The organism is Neptuniibacter marinus (assembly GCF_001597725.1).
GTDB lineage: Bacteria > Pseudomonadota > Gammaproteobacteria > Pseudomonadales > Balneatricaceae > Neptuniibacter > Neptuniibacter marinus.
In genome coordinates this window covers 261183-274832 of sequence record NZ_LUTR01000003.1, presented here as the reverse complement: position 1 = coordinate 274832, position 13650 = coordinate 261183, and the positions used below count along the sequence as shown (strand labels likewise).

At 42.8% G+C, this 13650-nt stretch carries 11 protein-coding genes; 4 read left to right on the top strand and 7 right to left on the bottom strand.

Annotation, left to right across the window (positions count from 1 at the left end; translation table 11 throughout):
* Nucleotides 1-10: 10 nt before the first annotated feature.
* From truA to leuC, 7 genes are all read right to left on the bottom strand, one after another.
* Nucleotides 11-862, bottom strand: coding sequence for a tRNA pseudouridine(38-40) synthase TruA (gene truA, locus A3774_RS04950; RefSeq protein WP_067864009.1), 852 nt, complete (start codon nt 860-862; stop codon nt 11-13).
* Between the two features lies 1 nt (nt 863).
* Complete coding sequence (locus A3774_RS04945; RefSeq protein WP_067864006.1) at nt 864-3698, bottom strand: FimV/HubP family polar landmark protein; 2835 nt, start codon at nt 3696-3698, stop codon at nt 864-866.
* Nucleotides 3699-3841: 143 nt separating this feature from the next.
* Complete coding sequence (locus A3774_RS04940) at nt 3842-4864, bottom strand: aspartate-semialdehyde dehydrogenase (RefSeq protein ID WP_067864003.1); 1023 nt, start codon at nt 4862-4864, stop codon at nt 3842-3844.
* A 73-nt stretch (nt 4865-4937) separates the two neighbouring features.
* Nucleotides 4938-6053, bottom strand: coding sequence for an aspartate-semialdehyde dehydrogenase (gene asd, locus A3774_RS04935; protein WP_067864000.1), 1116 nt, complete (start codon nt 6051-6053; stop codon nt 4938-4940).
* Nucleotides 6054-6204: 151 nt separating this feature from the next.
* Nucleotides 6205-7284, bottom strand: a complete 1080-nt coding sequence (gene leuB, locus A3774_RS04930) for a 3-isopropylmalate dehydrogenase (RefSeq protein WP_067863997.1) — start codon at nt 7282-7284, stop codon at nt 6205-6207.
* Nucleotides 7285-7367: 83 nt separating this feature from the next.
* The gene (gene leuD, locus A3774_RS04925) at nt 7368-8015 is read right to left on the bottom strand and encodes a 3-isopropylmalate dehydratase small subunit (RefSeq protein ID WP_067863994.1); all 648 of its coding nucleotides are present in this window, start codon (nt 8013-8015) and stop codon (nt 7368-7370) included.
* A 23-nt stretch (nt 8016-8038) separates the two neighbouring features.
* Nucleotides 8039-9466 (bottom strand): 3-isopropylmalate dehydratase large subunit, encoded by a 1428-nt coding sequence (gene leuC, locus A3774_RS04920; RefSeq protein ID WP_067863991.1) that lies wholly within the window; start codon nt 9464-9466, stop codon nt 8039-8041.
* A gap of 172 nt (nt 9467-9638) precedes the next feature.
* On the opposite strand from leuC, the gene A3774_RS04915 reads away from it, so the two are divergent.
* From A3774_RS04915 to speD, 4 genes are all read left to right on the top strand, one after another.
* The gene (locus A3774_RS04915) at nt 9639-10514 is read left to right on the top strand and encodes a LysR family transcriptional regulator (protein WP_067863988.1); all 876 of its coding nucleotides are present in this window, start codon (nt 9639-9641) and stop codon (nt 10512-10514) included.
* 4 nt (nt 10515-10518) lie between these two features.
* On the top strand, nt 10519-11565 hold the full coding sequence (locus tag A3774_RS04910; RefSeq protein WP_082792349.1) for a poly(R)-hydroxyalkanoic acid synthase subunit PhaE: 1047 nt from the start codon (nt 10519-10521) through the stop codon (nt 11563-11565).
* Nucleotides 11566-11571: 6 nt separating this feature from the next.
* Complete coding sequence (gene phaC / locus A3774_RS04905) at nt 11572-12636, top strand: class III poly(R)-hydroxyalkanoic acid synthase subunit PhaC (RefSeq protein ID WP_067863980.1); 1065 nt, start codon at nt 11572-11574, stop codon at nt 12634-12636.
* Nucleotides 12637-12798: 162 nt separating this feature from the next.
* Nucleotides 12799-13620, top strand: coding sequence for an adenosylmethionine decarboxylase (gene speD, locus A3774_RS04900; protein ID WP_067863977.1), 822 nt, complete (start codon nt 12799-12801; stop codon nt 13618-13620).
* Nucleotides 13621-13650: the final 30 nt, after the last annotated feature.

Genomic DNA, 13650 nt, shown 5'->3' with positions numbered 1-13650 from the left:
CGTCAGTCAACTATGACAGGAAAAACGGACCTATTTTGGATTTTGGTAGAGCAAACTCATCAGGATACTTTGCATCCACAAAATAAAGCCCGAAAGGAGGCGCAGTCACCCCTCCTTTGCGTCGATCCTTTGCTTCTAAAACCTCTTTTGCCCAGATCGGCTCTGCCTCACCACTACCCACCGACATAAGAACCCCTGCAAAATTGCGTATCATATGATGCAAAAAGGCATTAGCACAGACGTCCAAAACAATTAAATGACCTGATTGATAGACTTCAAACTGCTTCACGGTACGTATAGGACTCTTAGCTTGGCAGCCAACAGCTCTATAAGAGGTAAAATCATGTTCACCAATCAAATACTGAGCCGCTTCAGCCATTCTAGCAACATCTAGATCTTTATAGGTCCATGTTACACCACGGGGCATTATCCCAGGCTTAACCGAATTACAGTAAATCAAGTACCTATAACGGCGCTCCAAAGCTGAAAACCTTGCATGAAACGTCGAACTCACCGGCGTCGCCCACTGGATTGCAATATCTTCAGGGAGGTAGCTGTTAGTTCCCATTACCCATGCTCGATCAGCCCGTTCAATCGGGCTATCAAAGTGGATAATTTGATAAGTCGCATTCACTCTAGCATCTGTACGGCCCGCACAAACGACGCTGATAGGAGAATCTGCTATTTTTGAAAGCGCCTTTTGCACCTCTTCCTGAATACTGGGAACGTCCTCTTCTTTTTGAATCTGCCACCCTCTATAGGCGGCACCCGAATATTCAACGCACAAGGCATAACGATAAGGGGCGATCGAAATCGCCCCTTGAGAAGGGCCCGCAGGCCCATTATTCTTTTTCTTTGACATACTACTTTTCGTTAATGGATGTAATCAGCGCTTCAGCCTCAGCTTTCTGCTGTTCATTCCCTTCAGAAACAATCTCTTCAAGGATATCTTTAGCGCCATCAAGATCGTCCATATCCATATACGCACGCGCTAGATCAAGTTTAGTTTCAACTTCATCCGCACCTTCTAACAGGTTCAAACCTGCTAATTCGTCAAAATCTTCATCTTCTGACACATCGTCATCCTCAGCTGCAAGTTCTTCCAGCTCGATATCATCACTACTATTCAATAGAGCTTCTAACTCTGAATCTAGATCTGCTTCTAATTCATCAGCAACGCCTGACTCTAAACCTTCATCTTCAACGACCAGCTCTTCATCATCAACCAGCGAAGCAGTCTCAGAAGAATCCATTGCTAGATCACCCGCATCTAAATCATCAAGCATGGCATCCAGTTCAGAAGCAGCATCTTCCTTATTTAGTTCTTCAAGCTCTGAATCACCCAGCTCATCAGAATCGTTCTCAACTGAAGCCAGCAACGCCTCTAAATCATCATCAGTAGAATCATCCTCTACTGACTCATCAATATCGACTAAGCCTTCCATTGGCTGATCATCAGGATCTTCATTGGCCGCTAACATAGCCTCAAGATCAGCTTCTGCATCTGATTCAGCGGAGGAATCTAGCTCTATATCAGAGGAATCCGTATCGACTTCATCCAGCTCACCAAGAATAGAATCAAGATCATCTTCATCCGTCTGCTCTGCAGCTTCATTAAGCTCATCTATATCTTCAGAAGACACTGAATTTAACAAGGTATCTAATTCATCAGCTTCGCTATCACTCTCTTCTGCAGAATCTTTCGCAGTAGGTTCTACAACGAAATCTAATCCATCATCAGCTAACTCAGCTTGCTCATCAACAGACTCCTCTGGCGCATCAATAACATCCGCCTCATCACCCATATCAAAGTCGATATCATCCAATTCTAAATCGATATCTGAATCATCTACAGCAGTATCTGAATCATCAACCTCGCCTAAAATATCATCAAGATCATCAGATTCTTCGTTAGTTTCACCTAATATATCATCTAAAGCATCAGGTTCACTTTCTGATGTAGTATCTTCTTCGATAAGATCATCATCTAAACCTAAATCGAATTCATCATCGTCTAAGATATCATCCAGATCATCAGGCCCACTCTCAGATTCAACTACCGGCAGTACGTCCCCAGCAGGATCTTCTTCCAGATCTAAATCCATGTCCATATCAAGATCTAGATCATCTAAATCGTCTAAATCATTGCTGTCACCTAGTTCTAAATCAGAATCTTCAAGTAGATCCGCTTCATCCCCTATATCCAGTTCTTCCGCAACCTCTTCAAGCTCAGGCTCATCCTCTGATTCAGGCTCAACTGCGAGTTCTTCTTCTGGAGCACTATTCAATTCATCTGGAACCTGCATCAATGCACTATCATCAGCGGGGTCTGAATCTTCCTCTTTACGGCGACGCATAAAGAATAGTAAGCCGGCTAATAACGCAACAACTGCCGCACCAATTCCCCCTAGCATTAGCGGGGAGCTGAAGAAACCTTTCTTTTCGGGTGCCGGTTTAGGTGCCGCTTCAGCAGCGACAACCTTGTTTTGCAGGACTGTTAGCTCATTATCTTTAAGCTCAAGCATCTCACGAAGCTTTTCCAGCTCATACTGAATAGCATCTAGTCGCTCATTCAGCTCTACGTTTTCACGTGTAATCCGATCTACATTCTCTAAAGATTCACTTAAGCGCGCCTCTAACTCTTCGTTACGCTCACTCAGCGCTAGAGTTTCATCATCGATCGCATCTTGAGCTTCAGGCAGCACTTCTTCTGGTGCCGAATCCGACTCAGCTTTTGCTTGATCAGTAGCTACGCCGTCTTCAGGCTCAAGCGTTTCTTTAGGTGTAACAATCTTTAATTCGGCAGACTTTTCATCTTCCGGCACTGGATCCGGTTGATCCGTTCCAGTCTCTTTATCTGGGGCCGGCTTTTCTTTCGACTCATCGATCGGTGCTACGGCAGCCGCTTCTGCTTTAGGTGCCGTCTTATTTTTCCATTGAGATGCTTGACGAACCACCTCTAGAGCAGCGTCTTGCTCATTTAGACGATTGATTTCATCTAATGTAGGTAGAGTTAAAACCGCACCAGACCTTAATCCGTTAATATTATTATCAACAAAGGCCTTAGGATTTTTTTTCTGCAAAGCGATCATCATCTTTTTTGCAGAGACGCTCTCGCTCGGACGATGCTTAATAACTATTGACCAAAGCGTGTCATTCTTACCAACCCGAACTTTACCGTCAGTTGCTCGATAGTTATTAGTGTTTGAACTTGTATTAGCAGGTTTTGTTTGCTTTGAAGCACTGCTAGTAGAAGAAGACGCAGATGGCTGCACTGTCTTACGAACAGGCGTAGGATCAAATACTGGCGGATCAAGTAGGAGTGTATATTCCCTAACTAGACGTCCATTAGGCCAATTCACTTCAACTAAGAAGTTAAGAAAAGGTTCCTTTACGGGCCTCGCTGATCGCATGGTTATCATACCCGTGCCATCAGGGTTAACTTTTACTTGAAAGCTAACATCAGTAAGAAATCGCGACTTAGAAAGTCCTGCCAATGCAAACTCATCAATATCAGCCATCCTAGGCTGTATTTGTAGTGGACCTAGCTTCCTCACCTGAAGAAGTTTGATCTCTGCATTGAGAGGCTCATTAAGTGCCGAATTAATTTTTATTTCGCCTAAACCAAGTGCATTAGCATTAGACGCGCCTATAATCCCTGCCACTGCAAGGCTGACTGCGAGTTTTCGCAACATCATCAGTATCCCTGTTCCCCTACCCACAAAACCCTACACTAATCCGAGGGTTGCGATTCCGAAATCTTCCCACAGTATTGTTTATAAACCACTTATTGGTCAAGGAAATACAAACACCTGTTTGCATTTCCTATGATATAAGCCCTTTAAATGTACTGTTGGACCAAAATTTCCGCTATTTGTACGCTGTTTAAGGCAGCTCCCTTTCTAACGTTATCGGCAACTATCCACATATTTATAGCATTTTCACAAGAAATATCTTCCCTAACACGACTAACGAATACATCATCATTCTTCGCTGCGTCACTTACTGCTGTAGCATATCCGCCATCAACCTGTTCATCAACCAACTCTATACCCGGAGATTGCACCATCAATTCTTTTACTTCTTCAGCACTGATACTATCCCAACATTCCAAGTGTACAGCCTCACTATGACCAAAGAAAACAGGTACACGGACACAGGTAGGATTAACGCTTAGCGCTTCATCGCCCAATATTTTCTGGGTCTCCCAAACCATTTTCATCTCTTCTCTTGTGTAGCCATTATCTTGGAAATCATCAATTTGCGGCAGCACATTAAAGGCGATCTGTTTAGGATAAACGTCATTTTCTGGCGTTTGAGCATTTAGCAGTTTGGCCGTTTGCCCTGCTAACTCTTCAATACCTTTTTTTCCACTACCTGATACTGCCTGATAGGTAGCAACATTAATTCTCTTTATTGAAGCATGACGGTGAATTGGAGCTAATGCCAAAAGCATCTGGATCGTAGAACAATTAGGATTAGCAATAATCCCTCGGTTACGGAAATCAGCAATACTTTCAGGATTAACCTCAGGAATAACCAACGGAACATCATATTCATACCGAAAGCAGGAGGTATTATCAATAACAATACAGCCTTGATCCGCTGCGGCTTGCGCATACTCCTCTGAAACCAACGATCCTGCCGTGAAGAAAGCAATCTGGGCAATAGAGAAGTCAAACTCATCTATATCAGTCACACGATACGATTTTTCACTAAATTGCATACTCTTCCCTACACTGTTACTACTTGCAAGCAAGAACAGCTCATCAACAGGAAACTCCCTTTGTTCCAAAATTTCTAATATAGCCTCACCAACCATACCTGTTGCGCCAACAACTGCAACTTTATAGCCTTGTTCCATTTTTTCATACCCTAAAAACAAACCAGCCCGAACAAAGTCGGGCTAGTAAAAAATTTGATTCGTGCCAGAAAAGCTAATCTTCCAACAAGATTCTCAACATACGACGCAACGGCTCAGCCGCACCCCATAACAACTGATCACCTACGCTAAATGCATTTAGAAATTCATCGCCTAAATTCATTTTGCGCAAACGACCTATAGGCACACTCAATGTCCCAGTCACTTTAGCTGGTGTTAACTCTTGCGCCGTTATATCGCGTTCATTAGGTACAACCTTAACCCAATCATTCGCTTCTGCCAGCATAGACTCGATCTCATCCATTGGCACATTTTGTTTCAGTTTGATGGTAAATGCTTGGCTATGACACCGCATTGCACCAATACGAACACACGTACCATCAATAGGAATCGGTCTATCGTCTAAACCAAGAATCTTGTTAGTTTCAGCATAAGCCTTCCACTCTTCACGGCTCTGACCATTTTCAAGCTTAGTATCGATCCATGGAATCAAAGAGCCCGCCAAAGGTACACCAAAATTATCGACCGGCATCGCGTCACTACGAATCGTTTCAGCCACTTGACGGTCTATATTAAGAATAGCACTGGCTGGATTTGCTAAATCGGTCGCTACAGAATCGTTGATCACCCCCATTTGGGAGATCAATTCACGCATATGACGCGCACCGCCACCTGAAGCAGCCTGATAGGTCATAGATGTCATCCACTCAATCTGATCTGCTTGGAACAAACCACCTAGACCCATAAGCATTAGTGATACAGTGCAGTTACCACCGACAAAGGTTTTAACGCCGCTGCTCAAGCCATCTTTGATGACATTTATGTTAACGGGGTCTAGCACGATAATCGCACTATCATCCATACGCAAAGAAGAGGCAGCATCGATCCAATAACCATCCCAACCAGCTGAACGCAGGTCAGTGTAAACCTGTTTCGTGTAGTCACCACCTTGGCAGGAAATAATGGCATCCATCTGTTTAAGCTCTTCAATAGATGCTGCATCTTTCAACGCTGGAATATCTTTACCAATATCTGGACCAGCCTGTCCTACCTGAGAAGTAGTGAAGAAGACCGGCTCTTCGATGTGATCGAAATCTCGTTCTTCTATCATGCGTTGCATTAACACGGAACCAACCATTCCGCGCCAGCCAACAAAACCTACACGTTTCATCAAATTCACCAAAAAATTCGGGTTCAAATAAACACAAAATCGGCTCCAAAAGTAAATTACTACCTCTGGAACCGACAAGGACGAACATTATGCAATAAAACCGTGTTAGACGCTATAATTGAGCTTATCTATCAAGGTTCTATTTCACAGCTCAACTAAGTGCTGCAACCACCGCATCACCCATCTCTGAAGTAGAGACTTTCTGCATACCTTCAGACCAAATATCCCCTGTACGGAAGTTTTGATCTAGCACGGTGCTAACTGCTTTTTCAATACGATCAGCACTATCACTTGCACCTAAGGAGTAGCGTAACATCATCGCTGCAGACAAGATGGTAGCTAATGGGTTAGCAAGGCCTTGCCCAGCAATATCAGGTGCAGAACCGTGGCATGGCTCGTACATGCCTTTACCATCCACATCAAGAGAAGCCGAAGGCAACATACCGATAGACCCCGTTAGCATTGCGGCGGCATCAGACAGAATATCACCAAACATATTGCCGGTTACCATTACATCGAACTGCTTAGGTGCACGTACTAACTGCATTGCAGCGTTATCTACATACATATGGCTAAGCTCGACTTCCGGATATTCCTTAGCAAGCTCTTCCATTATTTCGCGCCATAGAACAGTTACTTCCAATACATTAGCTTTATCGACAGAACAAAGGCGCTTATCACGAGCCATCGCCGCTTCAAAGGCCACACGACCAATGCGACGAATCTCATTCTCATCATAAACATAGGTATTGTAGCCTTCACGAATACCACCCTCTTTCTCACGAATACCCCGCGGCTGACCAAAGTAAATGCCGCCCGTTAATTCACGTACAATCAGAATATCAAGGCCCGAAACAATTTCTGGTTTCAGCGAAGAGGCATGAGCCAGCTGAGGGTACAAAATAGCTGGGCGCAAGTTACCAAACAGTCCCAAATTAGAACGAATACCTAACAGCCCTTTTTCAGGACGGATCTGGAAATCAGGGTTAGTATCCCACTGTGGCCCACCCACGGCTCCTAACAAAATAGCATCTGCAGCTTTAGCCGCGGCAAGCGTCGCTTCAGGAAGCGGCACACCATCAGCATCAATAGCAGCACCGCCGACAAGCGCTTCTGTCAACTCAAGACCTAAATTATCCTGCGCATTTACCAACTCTAAAACACGACGAGCTTCAGTTACAATTTCAGGACCTATACCATCACCTGGCAGGATCAATACATTCTTAGACATCTACTTAACCTTTCCTTCATCTTACGATTGCAAGATTTAAAATTTTTATCTACTTATGCTGGAATGAACAAACATAAAAACGATTACTGAATAGCACCAAACAACCAAGGCGCCTCTGCTTTACGCTTAGCTTCATAAGCCTTAATTTCATCAGCATGCTGAAGAGTTAGCCCTATATCATCTAAACCATTAAGCAAGCAGTGTTTACGAAAGCCATCAATATCAAAGGCTATCTCTTCGCCTGATGGTGTAACAACAAGCTGTTTTTCAAGATTAATCGTTAACTGATAACCTTCAGACGCTTCCACTTCAGTAAACAACTGATCGACTTGCTCATCACTAAGAACAATAGGTAACAGGCCATTTTTGAAACAATTATTATAGAAGATCTCAGCGAAGCTCGGCGCAATCACAGAGCGAATCCCAAAATCTTCTAACGCCCAGGGGGCATGCTCACGGCTTGAACCGCAACCAAAGTTCTCGCGCGCCAACAATACACTTGCGCCCTGATAACGGGCTTTATTCAGTACAAAGTCTTCATTTAATGGGCGACCCGTACATTCTTGATCAGGCTGCCCCTCATCTAGATAACGCAACTCATCAAATAAATTCTTACCGAACCCTGAGCGTTTAATCGACTTCAAAAACTGCTTTGGGATGATCATGTCAGTATCGATATTTGCTCGATCAAGCGGAGCAGCAATACCTGTATGCAAAGTAAACTTATTCATTAGGCTCTCCTCGATACCTTAAATTAACCATTTGCCTGAAGTAATTCACGCACATCAACGAAATGCCCAGTCACGGCAGCAGCAGCAGCCATTGCAGGACTCACTAAATGAGTACGTCCACCAAAGCCTTGGCGACCCTCAAAGTTACGGTTAGAGGTCGATGCACAATGCTCACCATTGCCTAACTTATCAGGATTCATTGCTAGACACATTGAGCAACCCGGCTCTCTCCACTCCAAACCCGCTTCGATAAAAATCTTATCCAATCCCTCTTTTTCCGCTTGGGTTTTCACCAAACCAGAACCTGGTACAACCAGCGCTTGAATAATATTGCTTGCAACTTTACGCCCTTCCACTACTTTCGCCGCATCGCGCAGATCTTCAATACGTGAGTTTGTACAAGAACCGATAAATACACGATCAAGCTTGATATCAGTAATTTTCTGGTCGGCTTCAAGCCCCATGTATTTTAATGCTCGATTAATACCGTCTATTTTCACAGAATCCGTTTCATTTGCTGGATTTGGTACTTGATCACTTACACCTACAACCATCTCTGGGGATGTACCCCAAGTCACTTGAGGCTCAATATCACTACCATTAATCGCGACAACCTCATCAAACTCAGCATCCGCATCAGAAACTAATGTTTTCCATGCTTTAACAGCAAGATCCCACTGTTCACCTTTAGGTGAAAATGGACGACCTTCAACATAATCCAATGTGATTTTATCTACAGCGACCAGACCTACACGAGCACCTGCTTCAATCGCCATATTACAGACCGTCATACGCCCTTCCATAGACATATTGCGGAATACTTCGCCACCAAACTCAATGGCATACCCTGTTCCACCAGCTGTACCAATTACACCAATAACATGCAAGACAACATCTTTAGGTGTAACACCAATGCCCAACTCACCATCAACACGCACTAGCATGTTTTTCATTTTTTTGGTGATCAAACACTGTGTTGCCAATACATGCTCAACTTCTGAGGTACCTACACCATGAGCAAGTGCCCCAAGTGCACCTAAAGTTGCTGTGTGTGAATCACCACAAACAGCCGTTACGCCTGGAAGAATAGCGCCCTGCTCTGGTGCCATTACATGAACGATACCTTGACGGTGATCATTCATTTTAAATTCAAGAATGCCAAATTCATTGCAGTTTTCATCTAAGGTTTTAACCTGGATTTTAGAGACAGGATCAACGATCAAATCTACACCACCGGAACGCTCGGTAGTCGGCACATTATGATCCGGCGTTGCGATATTGGCATCAATTCTCCATGGCTTACGACCCGCAATTCTTAGCCCTTCAAACGCCTGCGGCGATGTCACTTCATGCAGTACCTGACGGTCAATATAAAGCAACGAACTACCGTCATCATTGGTACGCACTAAATGCGCATCAAATAATTTGTCATATAATGTTTGTCCAGCCATGGGAACTCACCTCACTCTCTTCTTATATTGATAGATCCGCCCAAAGAGCCTATCAATTTTTTGTATGTCGCCATCCTAGTGTAGATAATTGCACAACACAAATTCATATTTTTAATAGTTTGCATTCCCAAAAGGAATAGATAAGATCTAGCTAAGTTTCTGGAGCAAAAAAATGGACACAAACACCCTACAAGCTTTTATAGCCGTTGCCGAAAGCAGCTCTTTCTCAAAAGCAGCAGATCACCTTTATTTAACTCAATCAGCTATAAGCAAACGTATTGCGCTACTGGAAGATCAGCTAAACAGTAAGCTATTTGATCGTATCGGACGTACCGTTTCATTAACAGAAGCAGGAAATGCTCTGCTACCTAGAGCAAAAGATATACTGCTACAATTAGATGATGCTAAAAGAACGATTGGGAATCTTACTGCAGGCGAAGTCACCGGAGGGTTATCGCTCGCAGCAAGTCATCATATAAGCCTACATAGGCTACCACCACACTTAAAGCAGTTCTCTAAAGAATACCCAAAGGTAGAACTCGATCTACAGTTTGCGGAATCTGAAGTCGCTTACGAAGGCGTATTAAAAGGAGACTTTGAACTCGCGCTGATCACACTCTCTCCAGAACCAGATCCATCCATACATTCTGACCTTATCTGGGATGATTTACTCATGTACGTAGTCTCTAAAGACCACCCTTTAGCGAAAAAAGACCAAATCAGTCTAGAAGAGTTAACCCATTACAATGCAATATTACCTAGTAGTAATACATTTACTCGCTCTTTAGTTGAAACATTGTTTCTGCAACATGAATTAATATTAAATGTAACGATGTCGACAAATTATCTAGATACCATAAGAATGATGGTCACAATTGGCTTAGGCTGGAGCCTTTTACCACAAAGTTTAGTTGGAGAGGAGCTCAAGGTACTTAATGTTGTTGATTCAGAGCCTGTTCATCGTAATTTGGGCATTATCTATCATAGAAACAGAACACTATCTAATGCAGCTAGTCATCTAGTAGAGATGCTAAAGTCCCAACGATAATCTAATGTCAGCCGCTGCAGGATGTAATAAGATAAGTCTACTTAGCAACGCCGGAGAGATGGAACTGATGGAAAATAGCGGCTTAAACATTGAAGCCTTGCTGGATGCCCAAAAAACATACTGGAAGAGCATTTCTTCTGGTAGCGATGTTCAATCACCTGAAGAATGGGCTGAATTTATTGCTAAGAACCAAAAAAAGGTCCATCAAGAAGTACCTCAACAATTTTCGCAACTGCTCGATATACTCGGTGCACAATCAAGCAATTTCACTCAGTACGGTGAGCAATTGCTTAAGCAGTACAAAGAAGGCGGCGAACAACACTTAAATGAAGCTGTTTTGCATTTCCAACAATATATGCAACAGCAAACGTCAGACGCGCTGATGCAACAATGGCAGTTTCCTGAACAGTTTGCCGCACTGTTTAAAACTCACAGTTTTCAAGATGACCTGTTTTTTGAGAATCCGTTTATTAGCGGTATGAAAAGTTTATTAGAAACACCGGTTGTAGGCACCCAAAGAGAAACACAAGAGCAGTTAAGAGAAGCCATTAAATTAACGATGGAATATCAAGAAGCTTTACAGGACTATGTAAAACATTACAGTTCTATCAATAAAAGCGCCTCTAATCAGATGCTAAAAACACTGACGAATGGCGATACAAAAATCTCCAGCTTGCAACAGCTACATGATATTTGGGTCGATGCATACGAATCCGCTTATACCAAAACGATACTAACCGATGTTTACCAGCGAGCGCATGGCCGTATCAGCAACGCCCTAATGCGACTTAAAAAGTTTGTCCAAGATGTACGAGACATACACTTTCAATCTGTCGGCCTAGCGACACATAAAGGGCTAGACACAGCACTGCAGCGCCAACATAAGCTTCGTAAGGAGATGAGGGCCAATCGCCGCGATTTCGTCCAATTGCAACAACAAGTCGATAAATTACAAACTGATTCCACAACCGCGATGCTAGTAGAACTTAAAAATGAGGTTGCTGCTTTAAAAAAAGAGCTGGCGACACTAAAAAAAGCAGTTAAAGGGTAATCGGTTATGAACGGATTCGATCTTGATATAGCCACCGTATCTCAGGAACTCTTTGAGTTTAATCGGAAACTATTAAAAAGCTATAATACGCTCGCCCAACTTAAAGAGGTTGATGTCGACTCCACCCCTTATGATGTAATCTACAAAGAAGACAAACTGAAACTTCGTTATTATCAGGCTACGTCAGAGAAGCGCTGTAAAACCCCTTTATTGATCTGCTACGCACTGGTGAACCGCCCTTATATGATCGATCTAGAAGCAAAGCGATCGATGCTGCAACGCTTATTAGAGCTAGGTTTAGATATCTACCTGATTGACTGGGGCTACCCGGATGCGGCTGATCGTTATTTAGATCTCGACGATTACATCAATGAGTATATCAATAATTGTGTTGATTCTGTGCTCCAACACGCTGAAACAGAGCAAACAAACCTGCTTGGTATCTGCCAAGGTGGGACTTTTAGCTTATGCTACACAGCACTAAACCCAGATAAAATTAAAAACCTTATTCCCATGGTTACGCCCGTTGACTTTCAAACTGACGACAACCTACTTTATCACTTAGCCAAATATGTTGACGCTGATCTGGCTGTTGAAACTTATGGGAATATACCCGGCAGTATGCTGAATGATTCCTACAATTCTTTAATGCCGATGCGCTTAGGGGTACAGAAAAACTTAGGTATGCCAAACCAACTCGAAGACAAAGAGCGTGCGTTAAGCTTTTTACGCATGGAGAAGTGGATCTACGATAGCCCCGATCAGGCGGGTGAAGCTTTTCGGCAGTTTATCACTCAATTTTTTCAACAGAACAAGCTAATTAAGGCTGAGGCAATGATCGGCGATAAACGCGTTGACTTAGCCAATATAACCCATCCAATACTTAATATTTTTGGCAGTTTCGATCACCTAGTCCCACCAAACGCATCAAAAGTACTTAATAAGTACGTTTCATCCTCTGATTACCAAGCGATAGAGGTGAAGGCTGGCCATATTGGTGTTTTTGTATCAGGTAAATCTCAAACACAAGTTGCACCTAATATTGCTGATTGGTTGGTGAATAGAGATTAAACCTCTTATATATCAACACGAAAGAATAAAAATCGCTAAAAAATTAAACAGGAATGCGTTTAACCAAACGATATTACTGTAATTTTTTACTTCCTCCACGCCAAATAGTTTACTAAAATCGCGCGACTAAAACTTTGTAGTGCTTTTTCGGAGCAAACCGCCTTGCCAACGAATAAGAAAATCAAGCTTGAAGGTTTTAACAACCTGACAAAAAGCCTGAGCTTTTGTATCTATGACGTCTGCTACGCTCAAACTCCACAACAAAAAGCGGAGTATATTGAATATATAGACGAGCAATACAATGCTGACCGTTTAACTGAAATTCTCAGTGAGTGTTGTGAGATTATTGGTGCCAATGTTCTCAATATAGCCCGCCAAGATTATGAGCCCCAAGGTGCTAGCGTTACTATATTGGTTGCAGAAGAGCCTATTAAAGACTCAGAAGATGTGGATACAACAGAGAAGCCAGGCCCTATGCCTGACTCTGTAGTCGCACATTTAGATAAAAGTCATATCTGTGTTCATACTTACCCTGAAGCACACCCTGATGACGGCATCTGTACATTCAGAGCAGATATTGAAGTATCCACGTGCGGCATTATTTCGCCACTGAAAGCCTTGAACTACCTAATCCACCAATTGGAATCTGATATCGTTACTATTGATTACCGTATCCGCGGTTTTACACGCGATATTAAAGGAGTAAAACATTATATCGATCACGATATTAATTCTATTCAAAACTTCTTTACCCCTGATATCCATGACAACTATCAGATGTTAGATGTAAATGTGTATCAGGAAAATATTTTCCACACAAAAATGATGCAAAAAGATCTGGATCTCAATACTTACCTCTTTGGTACGACGAAAGAGGAGCTTCCTGAAGCAGATGTACAAGAGATAACAGAACGTCTTCACAAAGAGATGAATGAAATTTTCTACGGCCGGAATATGCCAGATATGCAGAAATATTCCTCTTAGGTGTCAAATTATTTCAAGGCAAGTCACAGA